The organism is Telluria sp. ZB2R32 (genome assembly GCF_059685715.1).
Genome location: NZ_JCASIG010000001.1, coordinates 345,104 through 371,140, shown reverse-complemented (window position 1 = coordinate 371,140; position 26,037 = coordinate 345,104). Strand labels below are relative to the sequence as shown.

17 protein-coding genes and 1 tRNA gene are annotated in these 26,037 nt (G+C 67.5%); 15 read left to right on the top strand and 3 right to left on the bottom strand.

The features are described 5' to 3' along the window. Positions 1 to 26: 26 nt before the first annotated feature. From ggt to AC56LG_RS01565, 3 genes are read left to right on the top strand one after another with little or no spacing between them, the layout of a single operon-like run. A complete protein-coding gene (ggt, locus tag AC56LG_RS01575) occupies positions 27 to 1,814 on the top strand; it encodes a gamma-glutamyltransferase (RefSeq protein WP_497164383.1) in 1,788 nt (595 codons plus the stop codon). A gap of 59 nt (positions 1,815 to 1,873) precedes the next feature. Next, positions 1,874 to 6,151 (top strand): hybrid sensor histidine kinase/response regulator, encoded by a 4,278-nt coding sequence (locus AC56LG_RS01570; protein ID WP_497164382.1) that lies wholly within the window; start codon positions 1,874 to 1,876, stop codon positions 6,149 to 6,151. A gap of 54 nt (positions 6,152 to 6,205) precedes the next feature. After that, positions 6,206 to 6,895: a response regulator gene (locus AC56LG_RS01565; protein WP_497164381.1), complete on the top strand. Its 690-nt coding sequence runs from the start codon at positions 6,206 to 6,208 to the stop codon at positions 6,893 to 6,895. Positions 6,896 to 6,905: 10 nt separating this feature from the next. On the opposite strand, the gene AC56LG_RS01560 is transcribed toward AC56LG_RS01565, so the two are convergent. The 3 genes from AC56LG_RS01560 to AC56LG_RS01550 form a co-directional block, all read right to left on the bottom strand. After that, positions 6,906 to 7,544 carry a DedA family protein gene (locus tag AC56LG_RS01560; protein ID WP_497164380.1) on the bottom strand — a complete coding sequence of 213 codons (639 nt, stop codon included), beginning with the start codon at positions 7,542 to 7,544 and terminating at the stop codon, positions 6,906 to 6,908. Positions 7,545 to 7,639: 95 nt separating this feature from the next. Then, entirely contained in the window at positions 7,640 to 10,288 is a 2,649-nt protein-coding gene (locus AC56LG_RS01555; RefSeq protein WP_497164379.1) for a PKD domain-containing protein, read from the bottom strand. Positions 10,289 to 10,659: 371 nt separating this feature from the next. Continuing rightward, positions 10,660 to 10,734 (bottom strand) — tRNA-Arg (locus tag AC56LG_RS01550). Positions 10,735 to 10,968: 234 nt separating this feature from the next. On the opposite strand from AC56LG_RS01550, the gene AC56LG_RS01545 reads away from it, so the two are divergent. From AC56LG_RS01545 to AC56LG_RS01490, 12 genes are all read left to right on the top strand, one after another. Further along, positions 10,969 to 12,879, top strand: a complete 1,911-nt coding sequence (locus AC56LG_RS01545; RefSeq protein ID WP_497164378.1) for an ATP-binding cassette domain-containing protein — start codon at positions 10,969 to 10,971, stop codon at positions 12,877 to 12,879. A 297-nt stretch (positions 12,880 to 13,176) separates the two neighbouring features. After that, complete coding sequence (gene epsL / locus AC56LG_RS01540; RefSeq protein WP_497164377.1) at positions 13,177 to 14,373, top strand: XrtB/PEP-CTERM-associated polysaccharide biosynthesis outer membrane protein EpsL; 1,197 nt, start codon at positions 13,177 to 13,179, stop codon at positions 14,371 to 14,373. Between the two features lie 14 nt (positions 14,374 to 14,387). Beyond that, a complete protein-coding gene (locus tag AC56LG_RS01535; RefSeq protein ID WP_497164376.1) occupies positions 14,388 to 15,770 on the top strand; it encodes an undecaprenyl-phosphate glucose phosphotransferase in 1,383 nt (460 codons plus the stop codon). Between the two features lie 248 nt (positions 15,771 to 16,018). Further along, positions 16,019 to 16,993, top strand: a complete 975-nt coding sequence (gene fcl / locus AC56LG_RS01530; protein ID WP_497164375.1) for a GDP-L-fucose synthase — start codon at positions 16,019 to 16,021, stop codon at positions 16,991 to 16,993. Positions 16,994 to 17,046: 53 nt separating this feature from the next. After that, on the top strand, positions 17,047 to 18,099 hold the full coding sequence (locus tag AC56LG_RS01525; RefSeq protein ID WP_497164374.1) for an EpsD family peptidyl-prolyl cis-trans isomerase: 1,053 nt from the start codon (positions 17,047 to 17,049) through the stop codon (positions 18,097 to 18,099). A 32-nt stretch (positions 18,100 to 18,131) separates the two neighbouring features. Next, positions 18,132 to 18,920 (top strand): polysaccharide export protein EpsE, encoded by a 789-nt coding sequence (gene epsE / locus AC56LG_RS01520; RefSeq protein ID WP_497164373.1) that lies wholly within the window; start codon positions 18,132 to 18,134, stop codon positions 18,918 to 18,920. A 31-nt stretch (positions 18,921 to 18,951) separates the two neighbouring features. Further along, entirely contained in the window at positions 18,952 to 20,361 is a 1,410-nt protein-coding gene (gene epsF, locus AC56LG_RS01515; protein WP_497164372.1) for a chain length determinant protein EpsF, read from the top strand. Between the two features lie 13 nt (positions 20,362 to 20,374). Next, on the top strand, positions 20,375 to 21,268 hold the full coding sequence (gene epsG, locus AC56LG_RS01510) for a chain length determinant protein tyrosine kinase EpsG (RefSeq protein WP_497164371.1): 894 nt from the start codon (positions 20,375 to 20,377) through the stop codon (positions 21,266 to 21,268). Continuing rightward, positions 21,268 to 22,284, top strand: a complete 1,017-nt coding sequence (xrtB, locus tag AC56LG_RS01505; RefSeq protein WP_497164370.1) for an exosortase B — start codon at positions 21,268 to 21,270, stop codon at positions 22,282 to 22,284. Before epsG ends, xrtB begins: the two co-directional genes overlap by 1 nt. Next, entirely contained in the window at positions 22,281 to 22,967 is a 687-nt protein-coding gene (gene epsI, locus AC56LG_RS01500; RefSeq protein WP_497164369.1) for an exosortase-associated protein EpsI, B-type, read from the top strand. The genes xrtB and epsI overlap by 4 nt, the downstream gene beginning before the upstream one ends. Before the next feature lie 17 nt (positions 22,968 to 22,984). After that, the gene (locus tag AC56LG_RS01495; protein WP_497164368.1) at positions 22,985 to 24,496 is read left to right on the top strand and encodes an O-antigen ligase family protein; all 1,512 of its coding nucleotides are present in this window, start codon (positions 22,985 to 22,987) and stop codon (positions 24,494 to 24,496) included. Positions 24,497 to 24,529: 33 nt separating this feature from the next. Continuing rightward, a complete protein-coding gene (locus AC56LG_RS01490; RefSeq protein WP_497164367.1) occupies positions 24,530 to 26,035 on the top strand; it encodes an oligosaccharide flippase family protein in 1,506 nt (501 codons plus the stop codon). The last annotated feature ends 2 nt before the right edge of the window (positions 26,036 to 26,037 follow it).

Genomic DNA, 26,037 nt, shown 5'->3' with positions numbered 1-26,037 from the left:
ATGCCCGTTTTGCTTTTGGAGAAACGATGATCAAGTTGAAGACGTTCGCCTGCGCCGCAGCCCTGCTGGTGTGCGCTGTCCAGCCGGCACTGGCCCAGAAGGTCGGCCAGGATACCGCCCAGCGCGCCCCTGAGATCGCCACCGGCTATACCGAAAAAGCCGGCTGGGCCGCACGCAAGTACATGGTGGCCGCCGCCAATCCGCTGGCGGTCGAAGCAGGCTACGAGATGCTGAAACAGGGCGGTACGGCGATCGACGCCGCCATCGCCACCCAGCTGGTACTGACCCTGGTCGAGCCGCAAAGTTCGGGCATCGGCGGCGGCGCCTTCCTGGTGCATTACGACGGCAAGAAGGTGCAAGCCTTCGATGGCCGCGAGACGGCGCCGAAGGCGGCAAACGAACACCTGTTCCAGAACCCGGACGGCACCGCGGTGTCGCGCACGACCGGCGTGGTCGGCGGCCGTTCGGTCGGCGCCCCGGGCGTGCTGCGCATGCTCGAACTGGCCCACAAGCAGCACGGCAAGCTGCCATGGAAAACCCTGTTCGCGCCGGCGATCCGGCTGTCCGAGCGCGGCTTCGCGGTCAGCCCGCGCCTGAACGGCTTGCTGACCTGGGACGCGCACATCCGCAAGGACCCGGCGGCCCTGGCCTATTTCTACGATGCCAAAGGCCAGCCATGGCCGGTCGGGCACATGCTGAAGAACCCGGCCTTGGCCAAAACCCTGCGCGAGATCGCCGCCGGCGGCGCCGACGCCTTTTATAAAGGCCATATCGCGCGCGACATCGCCGCCAAGGTCAAGGCGCACCCGACCAATCCGGGCCTGTTGACGGCGAAGGACATCGCCGACTACCGCCCCAAGGTGCGCGAGCCGGTCTGCAGCGACTACCGCGTCTACACCGTGTGCGGCATGCCGCCGCCGTCCTCGGGCGGCATCGCCGTGGCCCAGATGCTGGGCATGTTCGAAACGCGCGACATGGCGAAACTGGCGCCAACCGATGGCGTGCCTGGACCGGATGCCGTGCACCTGTTCTCGGAAGTAGGGCGCCTGGCCTATGCCGACCGCAACCGCTACGCCGCCGACACCGATTTCGTCCCGCTGCCGGGGCGCGGCTTGCCGGCGCTGATCGACAAGGCCTATCTGGCCAAACGCGCGGCCCTGGTCGGCGAGCGCTCGATGGGCGAAGCGCCGGCCGGCAATCCGCTCGGACTCGACGTGGCCTGGGGCACGGATAACGCCATCGAAACGCCATCGACCTCGCACCTGGTGGTGGTCGACAGCCACGGCGCCGGCCTGTCGATGACGACGACGGTCGAAGACGCCTTCGGCTCGCGCCAGATGGTCGACGGCTTCATCCTGAACAACCAGTTGACCGATTTCTCCTTCGATTCGAAGGATGCCAACGGCCCGATCGCGAACCGCGTCGAGCCGGGCAAGCGTCCGCGCAGCGCCATGTCGCCCACGGTCGTGTTCGACAAGAAGAGCGGGCAACTGGTGCTGGCGGTCGGCTCGCCCGGCGGGCCGGCGATCATCAACTACGTCGCCAAGGTGCTGGTCGGAACGCTCGACTGGGGCTTGAACGTGCAGCAGGCGATCGCCTTGCCCAACTTCGGCAGCCGTAACGGTCCGACCGAACTGGAAGCGGGGCGCTTCCCGCAATCGACCGTCGACGCGCTGAAAGCGAAGGGCCATGCCGTGCGCCAGAGCGAACAGAATTCCGGCCTGCACGGCATCATGCGCCTGCCGATCCACGGCGAGCCCTACTGGTTCGGTGGTGCGGATCCGCGACGCGAAGGGGTGGCGAAAGGCGATTAAGCCTGGCCAGAAGGGCAATAATTGCCTTGAGGCTTTGTTTTGTTTGATAAGCTGCCGGGGTGGATCTACAAACGACACCCCCTTCCTTCGTTGCCCGCTTCCTGAGGACGCTACTGGCGCTGCTGCTGGCCGTCTGCTGCGGCGTGCCCGCCTGGGCCGCGCCGGCGCCGACCCTGCGCTTCGAGCACCTCAGCGTCGAGGATGGCCTGGCCCAGGAATCGGTGCTGGCGATGGCGCAGGACCGCGACGGCTTCATGTGGTTCGGCACCCAGTACGGCCTGTCGCGTTTCGACGGCTACCGCTTCGTCAATTTCCGCAACGCCGTCGGCGACCCGGCCACGATCGGCAATAACTGGGTGCGCGTGCTGCATGTGGACAAAAAGGGGCGGCTGTGGATCGGCACCGACGGCGGCCTCGACCTGTACGACGCCACCGCCCAGGCCTTCCGCCATTACCTGCCGGACGAGCCGGCCCGGCGCGGCAACGGCAACCGCCACGTGCGCGCCATCGTCGAGGACGGCAAGGATGGCCTGTGGCTGGCCACCGCCGACGGCCTGCAGCATTTCGACATCGCCAGCGGGCATTTCACGACCTGGCACCATGCCGCGGGCGATCCGGACAGCCTGTCCAGCGACGACGTCAATGCACTGGCCCTGGACCGGCGCGGCCGCCTCTGGATCGGCACCAGCGCCGGCGTCGACAGTTTCGACCCCGCCGAACGCCGCTTCGAACACCACTCGCTGGCCACCCGTGGGCGCCAGGCGGTGCAGGCGCTGCTGGCGGACGCGGCCGACAACCTCTGGATCGGCCTGCTGGGCGGGCTCGAGCGCATGCCGCTGGCGGCGGGCGCGCCGTCAAAACGCTATGGCGCCACCGACGGCATCCCGCAAGTCTGGATCTCGGTCCTGTATGACGACGGCAAGGGCGGGCTCTGGGCCGGTGGCCACGACGACGGCCTGTACCGCTGGGACGCGGCGCACGACCGCTTCGAGGCCAAGCGCCACGTCGTCACCGACAGGCACAGCCTGGCGGACGACCACATCTCTTCGCTGTTTCGCGACCGCGTCGGTACCTTCTGGGTCGGCACCTGGTATGGCGGCGTCTCGCACGTCGACCTCGGCAGCGGCGGCTTCGCCCGCATCCTGCGCGAACACGACGGCCCCGGCATCCCCGCGGACAACCGCGTGCGCGGCCTCGACAACGACGGCGGCGGGCGGCTCTGGCTGGCCAGCGCCAGCACCCTGCAACTGTACGATCCGGCCAAAGCCGGTCCCGAGGCCTACCGCGCCTGGCGCCACCAGCCCGGCAACCCGAACAGCCTGATCGACTCGTCCGTGAACGCCGTCGTGCGCGACCACGACGGCATCGTCTGGATCGGCGGGCGTACCGGCATCACCCGTTTCGACGTCGAGAAAAATCGCTTCACGCGGCGGGTGCTGGTGCCGGGCGACGTCAACGCCAACAACGTGCGCGCACTGACGCTCGGGCGCGACGGCGCGGTCTGGATTTCCACACGCGGCGGCCTGCACCGGATGGAGCCGCGCAGCGGTGCGCTCGAATCCTGGCGCCACGATCCGAACCGCCAGGCCAGCCTGTCGGACAACAGCGTGCGCCCGGTGCTGGAAGACCGGCGCGGCCGGCTCTGGGTCGGCAGCTTCAACGGCCTCGACCTGCTCGACCGCGCCAATAAACGCTTCCGCCACTTCCGCCACGATCCCTATAATGCCGCCAGCATCAGCCACGACGAAGTCCACGCGCTGCTGGAAGACCGCCACGGCAACATCTGGGTCGGCACCGCGGTCGGCCTGAACAAGATGGTGACCGCCGCCGACGGCTCGGTCAGCTTCGTGCGCTACACCACGCGCGAGGGCCTGGTCGACGATCCGGTGGCGGCGATCCTGGAAGACCGCGACGGCATCATCTGGATCAGCACCAACAATGGGTTGTCGCGCTTCGACCCGGCCGCCAACGTCTGGCGCAGCTATACCGCCGCCGACGGCACCATCGACGGCGCCTATTTCGACAGCGCGGCCGTGCGCGCGCCCGACGGCACCCTGTACTTCGGCGGCTTCAACGGGATCACCGCCTTCGATCCGAAGGGACTGCGCCACAACGTCAGCGCGCCGCGTGCGGTGATCACCGGCATCCAGGTCTTCAACCGGCCGGTGCAGCAGGCCTATCCGGGCCTGTTGAACGGACCCGTGGAAAGTGCGCGTGCGATCACGCTGTCCGCGAGCCATTCGGTGTTCTCGCTCGAGTTCTCGGCCCTGCACTACGCCGCGCCGAAGCGCAACCGCTTCGCCTATAAACTCGACGGCTTCGACCAGGGCTGGGTCAACGCCGACGCCGACAAGCGTTTCGCCACCTACACCAACCTCGATCCGGGCCAGTACGTGTTCCGGGTGCGCGCCGCCAACAAGGACGGCGTCTGGAGCGAGACGCCGGCCACGCTGGCCATCACCATCGAGCCGCCGGTGTGGGGCACCTGGTGGTTCCGCGGCGGCGCGGTGTGCCTGTTCCTGGGCGCCTGCTATGCCGGCTATGCGCTGCGCGTGCGTGGCCTGTCGCGCCAGAAGCTGCGCCTGGAGCGCCAGGTCGATGCGCGCACCGAGGAGATCGCCCTGCAGAACCGCCTGCTCGAGCGCCAGACCGAAGAACTGCGCCAGAGCGAACGGGCGGTGCGCCGCAACACCGACGAGCTGGCTGCGGCCAACCGCGCCCTGTACGACAACGAGCAGCGCCTGCAACTGGCCAAGCAGCGCGCCGAGGATGCGGCGCGCCAGAAATCCGAATTCCTGGCCAACATGAGCCACGAAATGCGTACGCCGCTGGCCGGCGTGATCGGCATGCTCGGCTTCGCGCTGCGCGACGGCGGCGTGCGCGAGAGCACGCGCGAACAGATCGCGCGCGGCCAGGCCAACGCCCAGTCGCTGCTGGCGATCATCAACGACCTGCTCGATTTTTCCAAGATCGAGGCCGGCAAGCTCACCATCGAAAACATCGACTTCGCGCTCGACGCCGCGATCAATAACGTGGTCGGCCTGTTCGGCGAGCAGGCCGCCGCGCACAGCGTCGGCTTCGCGATCGACCTGGCCGACGACTTGCCGCGCTTCGTGGTGGGCGACCCGACGCGCCTGCGCCAGGTGCTGATCAACCTGCTCGGGAATGCCTTTAAATTTACCCCAAGCGGGCAGGTCACGCTGCGCGTCGAGCGCCGGCCCGAAGACCAGACGCTTGATGCCCAGAACATGATACGTTTTTCGGTGCAAGATACCGGAATCGGTATCACGTCCAGTGCCTTGCCGCGCCTGTTCCAGAAATTCGAACAGGCCGACACCACCACCACGCGCCGCTATGGCGGCACCGGCCTCGGGCTGGCGATCTGCCGCCAGCTGGTCGAGCTGATGGGCGGGCACATCGGCGTCACCAGCACGGAGGGCGAGGGCAGCACCTTCAGCTTCGTGCTGCCGCTGCCCGACGGGATCGAGCCGCCGACGGTAGCGCATGCGCCGTGCACGCCGCACACCCACCGCCTGCGCGTGCTGTGCGCCGAGGACTTCGCCACCAACCAGATCATCGCGCGCATGATGGTCGAGGAGATGGGCCACCGGATCGAGGTGGTCGAGAACGGCGCGCTGGCGGTGGCCGCCTGCGCGCGCACCCGTTTCGACATCGTGCTGATGGACGGGCGCATGCCCGAGATCGACGGCGCCACCGCCACGCGCCTGATCCGCGCCGGCGGCACGCTCGACGCGCCGGTGCTCGACCAGCACGTGATGATCGTCGCGCTCACCGCCAACGCCAGCGACGAGGACCGCGACCGCTACCTCGCCTGCGGCATGGACGGCTTCCTGGCCAAGCCGATCGACGAAGCGGCGCTGCACCATCAACTGGGCCGCGCGATCGAGCGCCAGCTGCAGCGTGGCATTGTGCTGCCGCCGATGCAGTTGTCGCTGCCTGTCGCAGGGTCCACTGCTGTACCGACCACGGCTGAACTGGATGTTATGTTCGGCGTGGCGGACGCGGACAGCGCGCCCGTGCCGGCGGCTCCGGCTCCGGCTTTGGGCCTGCAGGCGCGCATGCGCGCGGCCTTTGCCGCCGACCTGCCGCGGCGCCGCGCCGAACTGCGCGCGGCCCTGGACGCGGGCGACAGCGAAGCCTGCGCGCGCGTGCTGCACGGACTGCGCGGTAGCGCCGCGCACCTGGGTGCGTCTGAACTGGCCGACTTGTGCGCGGGCCTCGAGGCGGCGCTCGACCGCGGCCGGCTGGCGGAACTGGCCGCCGCGCTGCCGCGCCTGGATACCACCCTCGACACGTTTGAACGGCTTGCGGCCTGATCCGGGCAAGCGTCCTATAATATTCTTCAGGGCAACGACTTACCGAAGATGACAATGGCGGCGATGAAAGTGCTGGTGGTGGACGATGACGTGGTGTCGCGCATGATGTTGATGCATCTGGTCGACAACTGCGGCAACTACGACATCCTGGAAGCCGAGGATGGCGCCGACGCCTGGCGCCAGCTGCAGGCGGGAGTGCATCCTGCGATCGTCTTTTGCGACCTGCGCATGCCCGGCCTGTCGGGTGCCGAGCTGCTGGCGCGGGTGCGCGCCGCGCCCGGGCTGGCCGGCCTGCCGTTCGTGCTGGTGTCGGCGGCCAATGACCCTGAGACCATCGGCGCGGCCGCGGCGCTGGGCGCCACCGGCTACGTCACGAAACCGTTTCGGATCGAAGGCTTGCGCCCGCACCTGATGGCGCTCGACGACGACGACACGCCGGCGGCCAGCCTGCGCCGCCTCGGCATCGACGCGGCGCGCCTGGCGCTCTACCTGGGCGGGCTGGAGCGGCAACTGCTGGAGGCGGGCACAGCCATCGACGCCGCCCTGGCGGCAGGCGATACGGGCGCGGCGCTGGAACGGCTGCGCCGGTTGCGCGAAGGATGCGTCATGCTCGGCCTGCGCCGCGCGGCGACCGGGCTGGCACGGACCGAAGCGGTCCTTGATGCGGCAACGGTGGCGCAAGCCTTGCACGCGGCGCGCGCGGCGGTTGCTGCCCAGGCGGCTGCCCTGAAACGCGGCAGCTGAGGGCCGGCCTTCAGTTCGTCTCGGCTTCCTTCTTGCGCTTGTCGGCCTGGGCCGGTTTGCGCCAGGTGATCACGCGGTACAGGTACCAGGCCAGCATGGCGCCGAGGACGGCTTTCGACACCGGGTCGACATAGGTCGCCACTTCCTTGTAATTATTCTCGAGCAGGAAACCGGCCGCCGTCAGCAAGCCGGTCCAGGCCAGCGAGCCGATGCTCGAGTACAGCAAAAACTGCTCCAGCGACATCTTGCCCAGGCCCGCCGGGACCGAAATCAGCGTGCGCACGGCGGGAATCAGGCGCCCGAACAGCACCGCCTTGCGTCCGTGCTTGCGGAACGATTCCAGGGCCTGGTCGATATCCTCGGACGTGACTGTCAGCCAGCGCGCGTGGCTGCCGCCGGCGATGCGCTTCAGGCGCTCGCAGCCATACACCTTGGCCGCGTAATACCAGGGCAGCGCGCCCGCGACCGAACCGGCGGTGCCGGCCAGCAGCACGCCCACCAGGTTCAGGTCGCCGCGCGCGACGACGAAGCCGGCAAAGGGCATGATCATTTCGGATGGAATCGGCGGAAAGATATTCTCCAGCGCCATCAGCGCGAACACGCCCAGGTAGCCGCTCTTTTCCAGGAACTCGGTAATGAACTCGAACATCGCGTACTCCAGACAGGCTCGGGAATGGCGATGATAGCGTGGATGAAAAAAAGCCCGCGCACCCGGGCGCGTGGCCCGGGCGGCGGAGCAACGGGTCAGCGCGTGACCACGTAATACTTCAGACCGGCTGTATTCGACTTCGCGCCACCCGTTTGCACGACGGCGACGTGGTTGTCGTTGGCGCTGTGGAAAATCGCCGTACCGTAACTCTGGCTGCCGCCGATGACAGGCAGGGCGATCCTGGTATCCGCGAACAGCAACGGTCCGGTGAAGCGGTGGTAGCTCGACTCATAGGTATGGACACGCAGGTAGGGATAGCTTACCGAAAAGTCGTATTCCCAGTTCGAAGCAACCGCGATTGCTTCGTCGGCGCCGGCCGAGTGGCTCAGCGCGACGATGCCCGTCAGGTTCAGCTTGCCGACATAGCGCAGGTTATCGGTGCGGAAATACGTGCCGGCGCTGGTGAACAGCAGCTCTTCGTCGGCGCTCAGGAACAGCGGCGCGGGCATGGAATAGTCGCCGTGGTAGGGCGATTCGCCGACCTCGGTCACCGCACCGTTGGCATCGAGCGAGAAATAATCGATGTCGACCGGCGACAAGCCGTCCGACACGACGAAAGCGCGGCGCTTGATCCCGGAATAAGTGCCCTGCATGGTGCCGTAGAAGCTCCATCCCTGGGGACGGCCAAGCGTGTCGGTCAGGTCGGCGCCGGTCTTGCCGTTGATTACGCTCACCGTCTTGCTGGTCCACTGGCCGCCGGTCTGGCCCGCCAGGTAGATCAGCGCGTTGTTGGTCACGAAGGCTTCGGTCTGCGAATCGCCGGTCGCGCTCGAGCGCACCAGGGTCGCGCTGTCGACGTCGACCAGGCTGACCACGCCTTCGTGCAGTACCGCCGCCAGCTTGCCGTCGGGACTCAGCTGCATGGACTTGACGGTGGCGGGCAACGGCACCTGGCGCAGCGTACCGCTGAACGGATCGACAATGCTCAGCAGGTTGGGTGCGGCCGACACCAGCACCAGGCGGTCGAGGCCGCGGCTGTAGCGCGTGATCAGCGGTGCGAACGGCAGGCTGGTCGTCGTCGTGGTCGCCGATAGCGCCTTGATCGTGACGTAGGCAATGCCGCTGGCCTTGCCGTCGCTGACGGTGACCGAAGCAACATAGGTGCCGGCGATATCGGGCGTGAAGGAGAGTTGCGCGCCCGACGAACTGATCGTCGCCGTCGATGCGGCCGGTTTGGCGTCGAGCGCCCAGCTGTAGCTGAGGGTGTCGCCATCGTCGTCGTAGCTGAAGCCCGCGCTGGCGCTGCTCGGCGCCCCCGCCAGTACCGACATGCGGCTCTTGTCGACCACCGCCACCGGCGCGGCATTCCCGCTGGCCACGGTCAGGATCTGCTCGGAATAGGCGCCGGTCGTATCGGTCACGCGCAGGAGCACCACGTAGGAGCCGCTCTGATCGGTGGTCAGCTGGACGGTCGGCAGGTTCGAAGCCGACAGGCTGGCGCCGCTGCCCGTCGGCTTCGACTGCAGGGTCCAGGCATAGGTGAGGGCGTCGCCGTCGGCGTCGGTGCTGCCGGTACCGCGCAGGGTCACGACCGTATTCGCGGGCAGGCGCAGGGTCGGCCCGCTCGGCAGGGCGATCGGAACGGCATTCGTGGCGATCGCCGCCACCGGACGGCGGTTCTTGACCGAGACCGTGGTGGTATAGCTGCTGGCAATGCCGGACGGCGCCGTTGCGACCAGGCGCACGACGTAGTCGCCCAGCGCGTCGGGAGTGAGCTGCGAGAAGGCACCGGTGGTGCTGTCGAGCGCGGCGGTACTGGCGAGCGGCTTCGACACCAGCGTCCAGGCATAGGTCAGCGCCACGCCGTCCGGATTGCTGCTGCCGGCGCCGCTGAGCGAAATCCTGTAGCCAATCGTGCCGTCGATCGTGCTGCTGCCGCCGTTGAGCGGACCATTGTCGATCGAAGCCACCGCCACCACGGTCGGGGTGGTGCCGACGGCCTGGAAGGGATACACGGCTTCGCTATAGGCGCCATGCGGATCGGTCGCACGCGCACGTACCTTGTAGACGCCGGCCAGATCGGTACTCAGGCGCGCCATCCTGCCGTCGATGACCAGGGCAGCGCGGCTGCCGGCCGGACTTTCGATGATGTCCCAGGACGTGGCGACGGCGTCGCCGTCGGCATCGCGGCTGTTGCTGCCGTCGAGCAGAATGGTAGCGCCGACCGTCACATTGGTGGTCGCCGCAACGCTCGGCGTGTCCGTATAGTGCGCGCTGACGGCAACCGAGCCGACCGGCGCGGCATTCGCGGACACGACGATCGATGCCTGTTTGTCGGCCGTGGCGCCCTTGCCGTCGCTGATGCGCACGCTGACGACATAGGTGCCGGCGACATCGGGTTTGATGACCAGTTCCGCGCTTGTGTTCTGGACCGTCACGCTGCTGCCGCCGGGCTTGGAGACCAGGGTCCAGTTGAACGACAGCTTGTCGCCGTCCGGATCGGTGCTGCTGCTGGCATCGAATTTCACATCCGAACCCGTGAAGGTGCCGGCGTCGGCTACGCCCGCTGCCGATACCAAAACTCCGGACAGTGCCAGCCCACCGGCAGGTGCACGGTTTCCGGAAATCGGGGCCGCCGAACCGCCACTATCGCCACCGCCACCGCCGCCACAGCCGGCAAGCAGCAAGGCAGTCGCCAGCGCCCACGCGCCCAACGGAGCGCGCAGGGCGCTCCCGATCATCATTTTCATTTTTGTAAGAAGTAATAAGAAATGCCGGCAAGTATATATTCATATTTGCAACATTTTCTCGAAATATGATGAACGACGGGCACCCGTCACGGAAGTTTCGTGGTGGATATGGAACAGTGTGAGAATGTGTGATCCTGTACGGCCTTGCGCCAGGAAGCGCGGCGCGGCTTTTGGTGAATTTGTAGCGCTTGCGCCAAACCGCTGTGTCAGCAGTGCCGCCAGAAAGTAAAGCTCGCGGCTATCGCTCTGGAGAAGCATTGCGCGGGCAACGGTGGAACGTGTCGGCTGTGCTAAGAACGTGGTGACCGACGTGCGGAAACGTGGAAGGGAATTGCTGGTAATTACACGACCTGTACGAAATCGGGTGGTCCCCCCGACTGGAATCGAACCAGTATCCCACGCTTAGGAGGCATGTGCACTATCCATTGTGCTACGGGGAGGACGCTGGTGCCGCCGCTGGCGGCACCCTGCGGTTCGGCGAGCGGGCCCTGCATGGCAGGCCGGTATCGTGAACCGAGTGCAATTATAGCCGACGAAAGCAGCTAATTTGGAAGACTATTGGAAGTGTCGCCGCCGCAATCGGTACAATGGCGGCTTCTTTCACCTTCTTCCGCCGTGCCGCGTCCTCTCAACGACCTTCGTGAGACCACCGCGGGTGGCTTTCTCACAAGATTATGGCTGTCATTTCCCTCTCGTCCGCGCAACTCGCGTTCGGTCACGTCGCGCTGCTCGATCACGCGGACTTTTCCCTCGAAACCGGCGAACGCGTCGGCCTGATCGGGCGTAACGGCACCGGCAAGTCGTCACTGCTGAAAACGATCGCCGGGCGCTTCAAGCTCGACGACGGCTTGCTGGTCATGCAGCAGGGCCTCAAAATCGCCTATGTTGAACAGGAACCGACCTTCGATCCGGAATCGACCGTGTTCGACGCCGTCGCCGCCGGCATGGGCGAACTGCAAGGCATGCTGGCCGAATACGAAGCCCTGACCGGCCAGTTCGGCCAGGGCGACGACGATGCGCTGATGGAGCGCATGCACGTCATCCAGGTCAAGCTCGACGCCACCGATGGCTGGAACCTGAGCAACAAGGTCGATACCACGCTCGACCGCCTCGGCCTGAAGGCCGATGCGAAGATGGGCACGCTGTCCGGCGGTATGCAAAAGCGCGTCGCGCTGGCCGTGGCGCTGGTGTCGGCGCCGGACGTGCTGCTGCTCGACGAACCGACCAACCATCTCGATTTCAAATCGATCATGTGGCTCGAAGGCTTGCTGCGCGACTTCCGCGGTTCGGTCCTGTTCATTACCCACGACCGCAGCTTCCTCGACAACGTCGCCACCCGCATCATCGAACTCGACCGCGGCAAGCTGCTGTCCTTCCCCGGCAATTTCTCGACCTACCAGGAACGCAAGCGCGAACTGCTGGCCAACGAAGAAGTCGAGAACGCCAAGTTCGACAAGTTCCTGGCCCAGGAAGAAGTCTGGATCCGCAAGGGCGTGCAGGCGCGCCGCACGCGCGACGAAGGCCGCGTGCGCCGCCTGGAAGCGCTGCGCCTGCAACGCGCGGCACGGCGCGACACGCAGGGCCAGATCAAGCTCGACGTCGGCATGGGCGAGCGTTCCGGCAAGATCGTTGCCGAACTCGAAAACGTCTCGAAGGCTTACGGCGAAAAAGTCATCGTGTCGAACTTCACCGGCACGATCCTGCGTGGCGACAAGGTCGGCCTGATCGGCCCGAACGGCGCCGGCAAGACCACGCTGCTGAAAATGATCCTCGGCGAAGAAACGGCCGACAGCGGCACCACGCGCCTGGGCACCAAGCTTAACGTGGCGTACTTCGACCAGATGCGCACCCAGCTCAACGAAGAGGCGAGCCTGGCCGACACTATCGCCCCGGGCAGCGACTGGGTCGAAGTCAACGGCCAGCGCAAGCACGTGATGACGTACCTGAACGACTTTCTGTTCGCACCGGAACGGGCCCGTTCGCCGGTCAAGTCGCTCTCGGGTGGCGAGCGCAACCGCCTGCTGCTGGCGCGCCTGTTCGCCAAGCCGGCCAACTGCCTGGTGCTCGACGAACCGACCAACGACCTCGACATCGATACCCTGGAACTGCTCGAAGAACTGCTCGAAGACTACACCGGCACCGTCTTCCTCGTCAGCCACGACCGCACCTTCCTCGACAACGTCGTGACCCAGGTGATCGTCGCCGAAGGCCAGGGCCAGTGGCGCGAATACGTGGGCGGCTACAGCGACTGGGAACGCGTCAAGGCACAAGCGCCCCAGCCGTCGGCCCCGGCCGCCAAACAGGCGCCGGCCAAGGCTGCCGAAGCGCCCGCCGACACGGGCGCCAAAAAGGTCAAGCTCAGCTACAAGGAGCAGCGCGAACTGGACGAACTGCCGAAACTGATCGCCTCGCTCGAGGACGAGCAGTCGGCCATCACCGCCCAGCTCAACGCGCCCGACTTCTACAAGACCAACCCGGCCGACGCGCGCCGCATCAACGCCCGCTACGCCGAGATCGACGACCTGCTGCTCGACGCACTCGAGCGCTGGGAAAAGATCGAAGCGCGCTCGCGCGGCGAGGGCTGACGTCTCACTGAGCCTCACACTGCTATAAAACCCGGGTCTTCAGGTCCGGGGCAAGTCTCGACGGCGGACGCGCCTTGCGTCCCGCCATCGGCTGCATGCCACAGTGCAGCCAACACCTCTTCCCAGCAGCCGTTCGCGGCCGCCATCACCCGACAAACATTAGCCCGCGCAGCGCTGCGCTTATCCCTTTGCGTCAAACGCGTGGGCGGAACTCATGCGTGTGGGCGGCGGTCAGAAATGTAACTGTCGCGCTGTACAGCCATCCGCTGGTCCAGCAATGCCTTTCGAAAGAACGACATGTCGAGAATTCGTCTGCATCCGCTCGCTTTCCTGGCCGGCGTCCTGATTGTGACGCCGGCCGCGGCCATTCCCGGCACCCCGCTCGACCTGTACGGGCGCATCGGCTGGGCGCACGACGACAACCTGCTGCGCATCCCCGACGGCGCACCGGCCTTCGACGGCCGCCGCTCCGATTCCTGGACCACCTTCGAATTCGGCGCGGTGCTCGACAAGAGCATCCGCCGCCAGCGCCTGCTCGCGGTCGCCAAGCTGTCGAAAGTAAAATTCGACCATTTCCGCCAGCTCGACTACGACGGCCGCGACCTGCAGGCGACCTGGTACTGGGAACTCGGCAACCGCTTCTTGGGCAAGCTCGGCGCCACCCATGCGCAGACGCTGGCGCCGTACACCGATTTCCCCAGCGACGAACGCAACCTGCGCAAGGAGCGGCGCAGCTTTTTCGAGGGCGCCTGGAAGCTCCATCCGCGCTGGGAGGCACGCACTGCGCTGTCGCGCGCCCGTTTCGACTACGAACTGGCCGCCCAATCCTTCAACGACCGCACCGAGGAGGTCGTCGAACTCGAAGGGCGCTACCTGGCGCGCAGCGGCAGTAGCGTCGGCCTGGTGCTGCGCCGCATCGACGGCAGCTATCCGAACCGGCGGCCGTTTGCGGCAGGCGTGCTCAGCGACGACTTCAGGCAGGAAGAACTCAAGGCGCGGGTCGACTGGAAGGCGGGCGGCTCGACCACGCTGCAGGGCCTGGCCGGCTATGCGCGGCGCACCCAGCCCTCGTTCGGCCCCGGGCGCACGAGCGGCGCCAACGGCCGCGTCACGCTGCTGTACGACTCGGGCCGCAAACTCAGCGGGCGCGCGTCGGTATGGCGCGATTTCGCCCCGCTGGAAAGCCCCGTGGTCAGCTACACGCTGAACAAGGGCATCAGCCTGGGCGCTACCTGGAACGCCACCGGCAAGATCCGGGTCGAGGCCGACGCCGTCCACGAGCGGCGCGACTACAACCCGCGCAACGGTTTCGCCGGCAGCGGCAGCCTGGACGACACGCTGCGCTCCGCCAGCCTCAAGGCAAGCTGGACAGTACGGCGCAAGCTGACGCTGTCCGCGGCCTGGGTGCACCAATCGCGCAGCGGCTCGCCGGTGCTCGGCATCGGCGACTTCAAGGCCAATACGCTCGCGATCAACGCCAGCGCCCAATTCTGAGCCGGTCACATGCGATGACGGTCAACGACATCCCGCTCATCTCGTTCTTCCAGCGCGTGCTCGACCCCCTGATCATCATGGGTTCGCTGTACGTGTCCTCGCTCGTCTGGCGCGAACCGTTTTCGGGCTATTCGCTGGTGCTGATGGTGCTCGCCTTTTTCATCTCGTCGGCGGTCTATCAGCATATCGATCCCTACCGTACCTGGCGCAGCGGGCGCATGCTGGCCTATGCGCGCGACACCGTGTTCGGCTGGTGCGTGACGATCGGCGTGCTGTACTTCCTCGGCTCGGCCAGCGGCCTCAAATATTATTACGACGAACGCGTGCTGCTGGCCTGGGCGCTTGCCACCCCGGCCGCCTTGCTGGCCAGTCACCTGCTGGTGCGGCGCGTGGTGGGGCGGCCCATGCGCGGCAGCGAGGTGCGTTCGGTCATCGTGGTCGGCGCCAACGAGGTCGGCGCCAAGTTCGCCGCCATCTGCGAGCACCATCCCAACCTGTTCATGGGGATGCACGGCTTCTTCGACGACCGCGCCAGGGTGCGCCATCCGCCGGGCCTGCGCCATTCGGTGCTGGGCGGGGTCGGCGACGTGATCGGCTACGTGCGCAGCAATAACATCAAGCTGGTCTTCATCAGCCAGCCGATCTCGGCCCAGCCGCGCATCCGTCACCTCATCGACGAATTGCAGGACACCACGGTCTCGGTGTATTTCCTGCCCGACGTCTACGTGTTCGACCTGATGCAGGCGCGCTTCGACAACGTCGGCGGCATGCCCGTGATCGCCATCCGCGAGACGCCGTTCATGGGACTGAACAGCATGGTCAAGCGCGCCAGCGACATCGTCTTCGGCAGCATCATCCTGGTCCTGCTCGCGCCGCTGATGCTGACGATCGCCGTGGCCGTGAAGTGCACCTCGCCGGGGCCGGTCATCTTCCGCCAACGGCGCTACGGCCTGTACGGCGAAGAGATCATGGTCTGGAAATTCCGCTCGATGTGGGCGCTCGACGACGGCAATCAGGTCGTGCAGGCGCGCCGCGGCGACGAGCGGGTGACGCCGGTCGGCCGCTTCCTGCGCCGCACCTCGCTCGACGAATTGCCGCAGTTCGTCAACGTCCTGCAGGGAAGCATGAGCATCGTCGGTCCACGGCCCCATGCCGTCGCCCACAACGAGCAGTACAGGAAACTGATCAAGGGCTACATGCTGCGCCACAAGGTGAAACCGGGCATCACCGGCTGGGCTCAGGTAAACGGTTTACGCGGCGAGACCGCCACGCTCGACCGCATGGAAGCGCGCATCCAGTACGACCTCGACTACCTGCGCAACTGGTCGGTGTGGCTCGACCTGTGGATCATTTTAAAGACAGTGCGCGTGATTTTGACGCGTGAGAACGCGTTTTAGAGCAAAGCGCTTAACTGCGGCTTAAACGGGCCGCGCCAAGCGGATCGCCGCTTCGGCCGTACCCGAGGACGGTGCAGGATGATCGTTCGCGCGCGCCGCACTTCAGACGTCATCCGACAGCGTTTTTGGTTCCCTGAAAAACGGCGATGCCCGTCAAGAGATGTGCGTCACACGACAGGTAGGCTTGCACAGCAATGCATTCGATGATGGGCATGGCAACCGATATCACAACCGGGTCGGAGGTAACCTTGAATCATCCAGAACCCCGTATCTACGTGGCCGGTCATCGCGGCCTGGTCGGCTCGGCCATCGTGCGCGCCCTGCGTGCCCGCGGCCACGCCCACATCGTCACGCGTAGCCATGCCGAACTCGAACTGACCGACCAGCCGGCGGTACGCGCTTTTTTTCTCGCCGAGCGCATCGACCAGGTCTACCTGGCCGCGGCCAGGGTAGGCGGCATCCATGCCAACAACACCTATCCGGCGCAATTCATCTACGACAACCTGATGGTGCAGGCGAATGTCGTGCATGAAGCCTGGCGCGCGGGCGTGGCGCGCCTGCTGTTCCTGGGCTCTTCTTGCATCTACCCGCGCCTGGCGCAGCAGCCGATCCGCGAGGATTACCTGATGGAGGGCGCACTTGAGCCCACCAACGAACCCTACGCCGTCGCCAAGATCGCGGGCATCAAGCTGTGCGAGAGCTACAACCGCCAGTACGGTACCGATTTCCGCAGCGTCATGCCCACCAACCTGTACGGCCCGGGCGACAACTACCACCCGCAGAACAGCCATGTGATCCCGGCCCTGGTGCGGCGCTTCCACGACGCCAAAGTAAACGGAGCGGACGAAGTTGTCATCTGGGGCAGCGGCAAGCCGATGCGCGAATTCATGTACGTTGACGACATGGCCGCCGCCAGTGTCCACGTGATGGGCCTGGCGCACGGCACCTATGCGGCCAGCACCGAGCCGATGCATTCGCACATCAACGTCGGCACCGGCGTCGACATCAGCATCCACGACCTGGCGCACATGGTGGGCGAGATCGTCGGCTTCGAGGGACGAATCGTGTTCGATGCCGGCAAGCCGGACGGAACGCCGCGCAAGCTGCTCGACGTATCGAAGCTGCGCGCGCTCGGGTGGAGCGCCAGCACGCCGCTGCGCGACGGCTTGCGCCATGCGTATGCGGCTTTTCTTGCGGCGCAGGTTACCGATGTGGCGGCCTGACGGCGCAGCCAGATGCGGGATCAGGCCGTGCTTTTCATCATTGTCGAGGACCTATGTTGACTATCGCGCGCAAGGCAGGATCGGGAAACAGGCCAGGCCGCCGCGCCGCCGCGGTGGCCGTGCTGCTGGCGGCGCTGGCGGGATGCGGCGACAAGGCGCCGCCGGCCCGGCCGGGCCAGGCGCTGGCGAACGTGAATGGCGAAGAAATCACGGTGCTGCAACTGAACGAGGAAATGCAGCGCGCCAACGTACCGGCCGCGCGCCAGCAGCAGGCCAGCAAACAATTGCTGCAGGCGCTGATCGACCGCGAACTGCTCGAGCATGCCGCCGTCGGCGAAAAACTCGACCGCGACCCGAAAGTCATGGGCGCAATCGAGCGGGCCCGTTCGCTGATCGTGGCCCAGGCCTACATGCAAAAACGGCTCGCCAAGGTGGCGCCGCCGACGCCGGGCGAGGTCGAGGCCTATTACAAGGCGCATCCCGACTACTTCGACAAGCGCAAGCAGTTCCGCATGGAGCAGCTCACGCTTGCCGCGCGCGACCTGACGCCCGAGGTGCGCGCCGCGGCCGACGGCGCCCGTTCGCTCGAGGAAGTGGCGGTCTGGCTCGATGCCCACGGCATCCGGTACGGGCGTTCCCAGGTCACGCGCAGCACCGCAGACCTCAACGCCGGGCTGGCGAAGAAACTGCTGGAGATGCCGAAAGGCCAGCTGTTCAGTGTGCGCGAAGGCGAGCGCGCCATGTTGCTGGCGCTGGCCGAAGTGCGCGACGCGCCGCTGCCGCTGGCGGTCGCCGCGCCGCAGATCGCGCAATTTCTCGTCACCCGCAAGCACAAGGAACTGGCGGCGGCCGAGGTCGAACGCTTGCGCCAGGGCGCGAAGATCGAATACCTGAACAAGGATCTGGCGCTCGATGCCCACAGCCCGCCGGCGGCGCGGCCGGAGGGCGCGGCAGGTGCGCCGGGGGGCGCCGGCCAGCAGCCATCCGCAGTGCCGGTGGCAGCACCGGCAGCGCCGGCGGCAGGGAACGGCGCACCCGCAGCCGCCAAGCCCCAGCCCGTGCCCGACAACGCCGCCCTCGACCGCGGCGTTGCCGGCCTGAAGTGAATTCGGACATGGACCCACCGACAGGAGCGATCATGACTTCACTACGACACTGGATTGCCGCCGCCGTGCTGGTGCTCGGGGCAGGGTTTGCGACGGCGGCCGAAGTACTGCTCGGTCCGGGCGACGTGGTGCGCCTGTCCGTGTATGGCAGCCCCGACCTGTCGGTCGAGACGCGCGTGAGCGAAGGCGGCACGATCACCTTCCCGCTGCTGGGACAGGTCGCCGTGGGCGGGTTGTCGGTGGCGGCGGCCGAGAAAAAGATCGGCAATTTGCTGGAAAAGGGCGGCTACCTGAAACAGGCCCAGGTCAACATGCTGATCACGACCCTGGCGAGCCAGCAGGTGTCGGTGCTGGGCCAGGTCAACCGGCCGGGGCGCTATCCGGTCGAGGGGCGGCGCAAGGTGCTCGACCTGCTGGCGATGGCGGGCGGCGTCAGCGCCGAAGGGGGCGACCTCATCAGCCTGGTACGCACGCGCTACGGCAAGACCGAACGCGAAACGATCGACATCGTCGACATGGTGCGCAAGGGCGAGCTCGACAAGGATGTCGAGGTGGCCGGCGGCGACATCATTTTCGTTGAACGCGCACCGCGCGCCTACGTCACCGGCGAAGTGCAGCGGCCCGGCGCGTTTCGCATCGAGCGCGGCATGACGGTGCAGCAGGCGATCTCGGCCGGTGGCGGACTGACCCCGCGCGGCAGCGACAGCGGCATGCGCATCACCCGGCGCGAGTCCGACGGCCGCGCCGTCACGCTCGAAGCGCGCGCCAGCGATCCGGTGCAGGTCGACGACGTGATCACCGTGCGCGAGAGCTGGTTCTGAGCCGCATCGGAGCCCGCATATTGGAGCCGTCATGAACCTGCGCCAATTTCTCTCCTTGCTACGCGCGCGGCGGCGCCTGATCCTCGCGACCCTGTGCGCGACCATCCTGCTGGCGCTCGGCTGGAGCCTGATCCAGAGCAAGACCTATACGGCGACCGCCTCGGTGCTGCTGAACTACAAGGGCGTCGATCCGTTGACCGGCCTGACCATGCCCGGCCAACTGCTGCCCGGCTACATGGCGACCCAGATCGACATCATCAGCAGCAAGAACGTCGCCCTGCGCGTGGTCGACCGGCTGCGCCTGGCGAGCAGTCCCGCCGTCATCGCCCAGTTCCAGGAAGCGACCGAGGGCAAGGGTACGGTGCGCGACTGGCTGGCCGACCTGCTGCTCAGGCGGCTCGACATCAAGCCGGCGCGCGAGTCGAGCGTGGTCGAGATCAGCTTCAAGGGCGCCGACCCGGCGTTTTCTGCGGCGGTGGCGAACGCCTTTGCCGAGGAATACCAGAACGCCAGCGTGCTGTTGAAAACCGAGCCGATGAAAAAGGCCGCCTCGTATTTCAACGAACAGACGAAACAGTTGCGCGACAACGTCGAAAGCGCCCAGGCGCGCCTGTCGAAGTACCAGCAGGAAAAGGGCATCGTCAGCCTCGACAACAACCGCGTCGATGTCGAACTGTCGCGCCTGAACGACCTGTCGAGCCAGCTGGTGGCGGCGCAGGCGGCCGCGCTCGAAGCAACCTCGCGCGAGCGCATGGCGGGCGAGGGCGCCGCCAATTCGCCCGACGTGGCCAACAATCCGCTGATCCAGAACCTGCGCGTGGGACTGGCCGCGGCCGAGGCCAGGCTGGCCGAGGGAGCGGCGCGCTACGGCGCCAGGCACCCGCACTACCTGGCCGCGCGCGCCGAGGTCGAGAAGATGCGCGCCGACCTGAATGCGGCGCTCGGGATGGTGTCGAAAAGCGTCGGCGGCAACGCGCAAGTCCTGCGCCAGCGCGAAGACCAGTTGCGCGAAGCGCTGGCCGCGCAAAAGACCCGCGTGCTCGAACTGAACCGCACGCGCGACGAACTCGGCGTCCTGCTGAAAGACCTCGACAGCGCCCAGCGTGCCTTCGACGCCGCCAGCGGGCGCTTCTCGCAGACCCGGATCGAAGCGCAGGCGGAACAATCCGACATCGCCGTCCTGAATCCGGCGGTGGCGCCGGCCGAACCGTCCGGGCCGCGCGTGCTGCTCAATACGCTCGTGGCGATCCTGCTCGGCACGGTGCTGGGGCTGGGGCTGGCCCTGCTGCTGGAACTGTTGCAGCGTCCGCTGCGCTCGGCCGGCGACGTGCAGGAGCTGCTCGGCATTCCCGTGCTGGGGACCATCGAATGGCACGCGCAGCCGCGCCGCGGCGGCTTGCCGGCGCTGTTCAAGCCGCGCCGGCCCTTGCGCCTGCACTGAAAGGATTGTTGCGATGAATTCACCGATCCTGTCGCCGTTGCCGCCCGAGGCGTCCGATATGACGGACGCCGTGGACGTGACCGACTCCCGCATGGGCGTGCTGCTGCTGGAGGCGGGCAAGCTGACGCGCGAAGATGCCGAGCGCGTGCTGCGCATGCACCGCGACCTCGGCATCCGCTATGGCGAAGCGGCGCTGCGCCTGGGGCTGGTCGGCGAGGACGACATCCGCCAGGCGCTGGCGCGCCAGTTCGCCTATCCCTACGTACTGCCCGGGCAGGCCGGCTATTCGGCGCGCCTGGTCGCGGCCTACGAACCGTTTTCGCCCCAGGTCGAGGCGCTGCGCGCGATCCGCAGCCAGCTGATGCTGCGCTGGTTCGCCCGTGGACGGCGCGCGCTGGCGATCGTCGGCGCCGACCCGGACGATGGCGCGGCCCTGGTCGCCGCCAACCTTGCGGTGGTCCTGTCGCAGCTCGGCGAGCAGACGCTGCTGGTGGACGCCAACCTGCGCGGCCCGCGCCAGCACGACATCTTCGGCTTCAAGCCGCGCCAGGGCCTGTCCGACCTGCTGGCCGGACGCACCGGCCTCGACGTCGTCCACCGGGTGCCCGATTTCGTCGACCTGTCGGTGCTGCCCGCTGGAACCCTGCCACCCAATCCCCAGGAACTGCTCAGCCGCGATACCTTCCGCCGCCTGCACACGCTGCTGGAACGCCGCTACGACATCCTGCTCTACGACCTGGCGCCGTTCGGCGCCGGCGTCGACGCGCTGGCCGCGGCCAGGCAGGCCGGCGGTGTGCTGCTGGCCGCGCGCAAGGACCATACGCGCGTGGCCGACGTCGCGCACATGGCCGAACAACTGGTCGAGGCCGGCGCCGAAGTCGTCGGCGCCGTCGTGATGGAGTTCTAGTGAGCGCGGACGCACGCTCCGGCCTCGCCGTTACCGGTGTCGAAACGGGTGTCGAAACGGGTGTCGACGCCGGCATTGGCACGGGCGCCGGGTCCCCGCGCCCGGCCACGGCCGACGGCTGCGCGCGGCCCCGCGCCATGCTGGACACGCTGGGGGCGGCGCTGGCCGCAGCCGGCCCCGAATGGTGGCCGGTCTGGCTCGGCCTGGCCGTGCTGTTCCTGCCTACTTTTGTGAGCCTGTTCAGCGGTGCCTGGATCGGCGAGGAGCAGGGACACGGGCCGATGATCTTCGGCCTGGCCCTGTGGCTGATCTACCGCAAGTGGCCCGAGGTGCGCGCCCTGGGGCCGGCGGCGGCGTCGGCCGCCGGCTGGCCGGTGCTGGCCTGCGGCCTGCTGCTGCACCTGCTGGGACGCACCCAGCACATCCTGATGTTCGAGATCGGCGCCATCGTCCTGACCCTGGCCGCCGTCGTGCTGGTCAAGCGCGGCGCGGCGGCATTGCGCGTACTGTGGTTTCCCTTCTTCTTCATGCTGTTCATGGTGCCGCTGCCGAGCGAATTCGTCGCCGCCGTGACGATGCCGATGAAGATGGCGGTGTCCTGGGCCACCGAACAGCTGCTGTTTGCCGCCGGCTATCCGGTGGCCCGCTCGGGCGTGATCCTGCAGATCGGCCAGTACCAGTTGCTGGTGGCCGATGCCTGCGCCGGCCTGCAGACCCTGCTCACGCTCGAGGCGTTGGGGCTGTTCTACCTGAACCTGATGCGCCACCCGTCGGCCTTTCGCAATGTCGGGCTGGCGCTGCTGATCGTCCCGATCTCGTTCTCGGCCAACGTGATCCGCGTGATCGTGCTGACGCTGGTCACCTATTACCTGGGCGACGCCGCCGGGCAGGGCTTCCTGCACGGCTTTGCCGGCATGGTGCTGTTCCTGACCGCGCTGGCCCTGATCCTGGCGGTCGACTCCGGCCTGCAATGGATGGCGCGCCGGCGCGGCAGCGTGCGAGGGCGGGGATCATGAGCCGGCGCTTCCTCTCCAGTCTGCTGCTTGGCGTGGCGATGGCCGTCGCCTCGGCCTTGAGTATCGCGCTGACACCGTCGCCGAAAGCGGTGCCGGCGCAGCCGGCGTTCAGCCTGGAAACGATGATCCCGGCGCGCTTCGCGACGTGGCGCATCGATCCGCACATCATCCCGCTCACGCCGAATCCCGAGCAGCAGGGCGTGCTGGAAAAGATCTACGACCAGACCCTGTCGCGCACCTATGTCGACGCGGCGGGGCGGCGCGTGATGCTGTCGATCGCGTATGGCGGCGACCAGAGCAAGGCGCTGCAGTTGCACCTGCCCGAGGTCTGCTACGTGGCGCAAGGTTTCGAGCTGGTGCGCGACGGCAGCGATCGCCTTGCTACGCGCTATGGCGTGCTGCCGGTGCAGCGGCTGGTTGCGCGCCAGCAGGAGCGCAACGAACCGATCACCTACTGGATCACGATCGGCGAACACGCCACCCGTTCCGGCATCGAACAAAAGCTGCGCCGCCTGGCATATGGCCTGTCGGGCGAAATCCCGGACGGCATGCTGGTGCGGGTATCGAGCATTTCGAACGACGAGCCCGCCGCCTGGCGCGTGCAGGACCGCTTCATCGCCGAACTGCTGGCCGCGCTCGGCGCTCCCGATCGCACCCGCCTCATCGGCAGCGGCCCCGGCTGACGCCGCAAGCGACCGCCATGGCCGACGCCTTCCTCCAGTATGTCTTCACCTCGCTGCCGTTTGCCGTCGTGGTGCTGCTGGCGCTGGCCGGCGTGCTGGCCGCCGGGCTCGGTCTGGTATGGCCGCGCCTGCTGGTCTACCCGTATCTGTGCGCCTTTTTCTGGATGTCCTCGACCACCTACGGCAGCCTGGGCGTATTCGTCACGCCCGGCCTCTACAGCCGAGGTTCGGGCCTGTTGCTGTTCCCGGTCGTGCTGTGGACCATGCTCGGAGTGTGGTGCTGCGCGCGTGTCGCGGCCGGGTTCCGGCGCGGCGCGGCCCCCGAATGTAACCTGCGGCCCTGGTTCTGGGGCTGGGCGGCGCTGCTGTGCGCCCACGTCGGCGCGGCGGTGCTGGCCGGCGTGCCGCCCAGGGAAGCGCTGGCGCCCTCGGGCTTTTCCAACATCGTCTGGATGGGGCCGCTCGTGGCGCTACTGCTGCTGGCATTTCGCACCCGCGAAGAGGCGATCGAGCTGGCGCGCTTCGTCATGCTGGCCGGCCTGGTGCGCGCGCTGTACGGCCTGGGACGCTGGGCGGCCTTTGGCGGCGACCCGAATAATGTGTACGCGAACATGAACGCGATCCGCATCCGCCTGACCTTCTTCGACATCAACGACAGCCTGCTGTGCATGATGGCTTGCGCGATCGCCGCCGTCGGCTTGTTCGGGCCGCGTCCGGCTGCCCCCGCGCCTGTGGCCGCACATGCGTCCAGGGCGGCGAGCCCGCGGACCGGACCCGGTCCGGTCTGGCGTGCCCTCGAATGGCTGACCCTGCTGGCGACGGCGGCCTGCATCGTGCTGTCCTACCGGCGCAGCGCCTGGATCGGTTTCGTGTGCGGCTGCGCGGTGGTGCTGCTGCGTTTTCCGCCGCTGCGGCGCATCCAGCTGGCGCTGGCGGCGCTGCCGCTGGTGGGCGGCGCGCTCGGCTATGCCGCCCTGAGCCGGCTGGGCCAGGCCAAGGGCAGCAGCGGCGGGCTGGCCAGCCTGCTCTACGACATGCAGTCGCGCCGCTTCGGTCCCGAAAGCGAGCGCGTGCTGGAACTCAAGCTGGTGCTGGCCGACATCCTGGCGCGGCCGTTCACCGGCATCGGCGCCTGGGGCCGCTACACCGGCTACCAGCAGATTTCCTGGCAAGCCAATCCGGACGGCGGCCTGTTCGTGCACAGCGGCATCCTGCACGTGGCGCTGAAGGCAGGCTTGCCCGGCCTCGCGCTGCTGGCGGGTACGGTGTGGGCCTTTGTGCTGGCTGCGCGCCGCAGCTTGCGCATCCTGCCGCCCGAATTGCTGGGCCTGGGCACGGCCGGCGTCGCCGCCGTCGCCTTCATGATCCCCGACGTCCTGATCGGCACGCCGTTTCCCCAGGTGCGCACGACGCAAATGCTGGCCGTTGCGCTGGCCCTGCCGTATGTGGCGCTCGCGGCGGCGGCCGTTCCGGCTCCGGCCAAACGCGGCACGCGCCTGCGCCTGCGTCCCGACGTGGCGCCCGCATGAGGCACACAGCATGCATGCCGCCAACTATTCGCCATGAACCTGCGCCTGCTCCGCAATGCCTGGTCGAACCTGCTCGGCGCCGCCGTGCCGGCACTGGCGGCGCTGGCGACCGTGCCCCTGGTCGTGGCCGGGCTGGGCGAGGCCGGCTACGGACTGTACGCGCTGGTGACGGCGATCGTCGGCTATTTCGCGATCATCGACATCAACGTCACCGCCGGCTCGGTCAAGTTCATGGCTGGCCAGCATGCGCGCGGCGAGCATGGGCAGGTGGCCGCGACCTTTTGCTTCGGCCTGGTCGTCTACCTGTCGATCGGCGTGGCGGGCGCGCTGGGGATTGTTGCCGGTGCCGAGATGCTGGTGACGCGCGTGTTCGCGGTGCCGCCGGCGTTGATCGTCGAGGCAGTGGACTGCTTGCGGCTGGCCGCGCTCGGCTTCCTGTGCGGCCAGCTGCAGGGCTACCTCAACAGCGTGCCGCAAGGCCTGATGCGCTTCGACGTGTCGGGACGGATCGAGATGGTGTTCGGCACCCTGGTGCCGCTGCTGACGGTGGCGGTGTTGTCGATGGGATTTGGCCTGTTCGAAATAATCGCGCTGCGCGTGCTGGCGAGCAGCGTGCATTGCCTGGTCCTGTGGCGCGGCATCCGCCGCTTGCTGCCGGAACTGCGCTGGCGCTGGCCGAACCGCGGCCTGCGCGCGAGCATCCTCGGCTTTTCGGCCTGGTCCTTCTTGTCGCGCTTCGCGGCCCTGTCGTATGCGCACGCGGACAAGCTGATCATCGGCGCCCTGGTCGGCGTCACCGGCCTGGCGTATTTCACGGTGGCCTCGACCCTGGCCAACCGCGTGCTGGGGCTGACCTTTCGCCTGTCGGGTATCTTTTTTCCGGCAGCCAGCGCCCTGGCGGCGGGGGGCGAACTGGCGCGCCTGGACCGCGCCTACGTCAAGGCGACGCGCTACGTGGTCTACCTGAACGCCGCGATGCTGGTGCTGCTGGCCGTGTTTGCCTATCCCTTGCTGGTCCTGTGGATGGGCCCGGGTTTTGCCCGCAACGGCGCGACCGTGCTGGCGCTGATCGCCCTGGCGCAATTCATCGATTCGCTGACCAGCCTGCCGTCGCTGGTGAACGACGGCATGGGTCATCCGCGCCTGTCCGGCCTGTTCGCGGTGGCGCGGGCGCTGGCCGGGCTCGGCATCGTCTACCTGGGCGTGACCGGCTGGGGCATCGTCGGCGCGGCCTGGGGCCACCTGGCGGCGTCGGTCGTGTTCACGCTGGCCTTCGTCGTCGTGGTGCACGGACGCACCGTGCCGACCGGCCTTGTGCGCCTGTGCACACATGCCTACCTGCCGGGGATGGGCGCGGCGGCGGCGGTGGCGCTGGTGGCCGCCCTGGCCGAACATCTGTTCGACCGCGGCGTGGTGGACTTCGTGCTGATCCTGGCCACTACGGCGGGCCTGCTGGCGCTGCTCGGGATGGCGTTCATCGCCGAAGCTGGCGACCGGCGCTGGGCCTGGGCGCGCGTCAAGGCGCTGGCGGGAGGGTGATC

Excerpts from the sequence above, each read along its gene's own strand:
- ggt (WP_497164383.1), top strand. The coding sequence starts at position 27 with ATGATCAAGTTGAAGACGTTCGCCTGCGCCGCAGCCCTGCTGGTGTGC.
- AC56LG_RS01565 (WP_497164381.1), top strand. The coding sequence starts at position 6,206 with ATGGCGGCGATGAAAGTGCTGGTGGTGGACGATGACGTGGTGTCGCGC.
- AC56LG_RS01560 (WP_497164380.1), bottom strand. The coding sequence starts at position 7,544 with ATGTTCGAGTTCATTACCGAGTTCCTGGAAAAGAGCGGCTACCTGGGC.
- AC56LG_RS01555 (WP_497164379.1), bottom strand. The coding sequence starts at position 10,288 with ATGATGATCGGGAGCGCCCTGCGCGCTCCGTTGGGCGCGTGGGCGCTG.
- AC56LG_RS01545 (WP_497164378.1), top strand. The coding sequence starts at position 10,969 with ATGGCTGTCATTTCCCTCTCGTCCGCGCAACTCGCGTTCGGTCACGTC.
- epsL (WP_497164377.1), top strand. The coding sequence starts at position 13,177 with ATGTCGAGAATTCGTCTGCATCCGCTCGCTTTCCTGGCCGGCGTCCTG.
- AC56LG_RS01535 (WP_497164376.1), top strand. The coding sequence starts at position 14,388 with ATGACGGTCAACGACATCCCGCTCATCTCGTTCTTCCAGCGCGTGCTC.
- AC56LG_RS01525 (WP_497164374.1), top strand. The coding sequence starts at position 17,047 with ATGTTGACTATCGCGCGCAAGGCAGGATCGGGAAACAGGCCAGGCCGC.
- epsE (WP_497164373.1), top strand. The coding sequence starts at position 18,132 with ATGACTTCACTACGACACTGGATTGCCGCCGCCGTGCTGGTGCTCGGG.
- epsF (WP_497164372.1), top strand. The coding sequence starts at position 18,952 with ATGAACCTGCGCCAATTTCTCTCCTTGCTACGCGCGCGGCGGCGCCTG.
- epsG (WP_497164371.1), top strand. The coding sequence starts at position 20,375 with ATGAATTCACCGATCCTGTCGCCGTTGCCGCCCGAGGCGTCCGATATG.
- epsI (WP_497164369.1), top strand. The coding sequence starts at position 22,281 with ATGAGCCGGCGCTTCCTCTCCAGTCTGCTGCTTGGCGTGGCGATGGCC.
- AC56LG_RS01495 (WP_497164368.1), top strand. The coding sequence starts at position 22,985 with ATGGCCGACGCCTTCCTCCAGTATGTCTTCACCTCGCTGCCGTTTGCC.
- AC56LG_RS01490 (WP_497164367.1), top strand. The coding sequence starts at position 24,530 with ATGAACCTGCGCCTGCTCCGCAATGCCTGGTCGAACCTGCTCGGCGCC.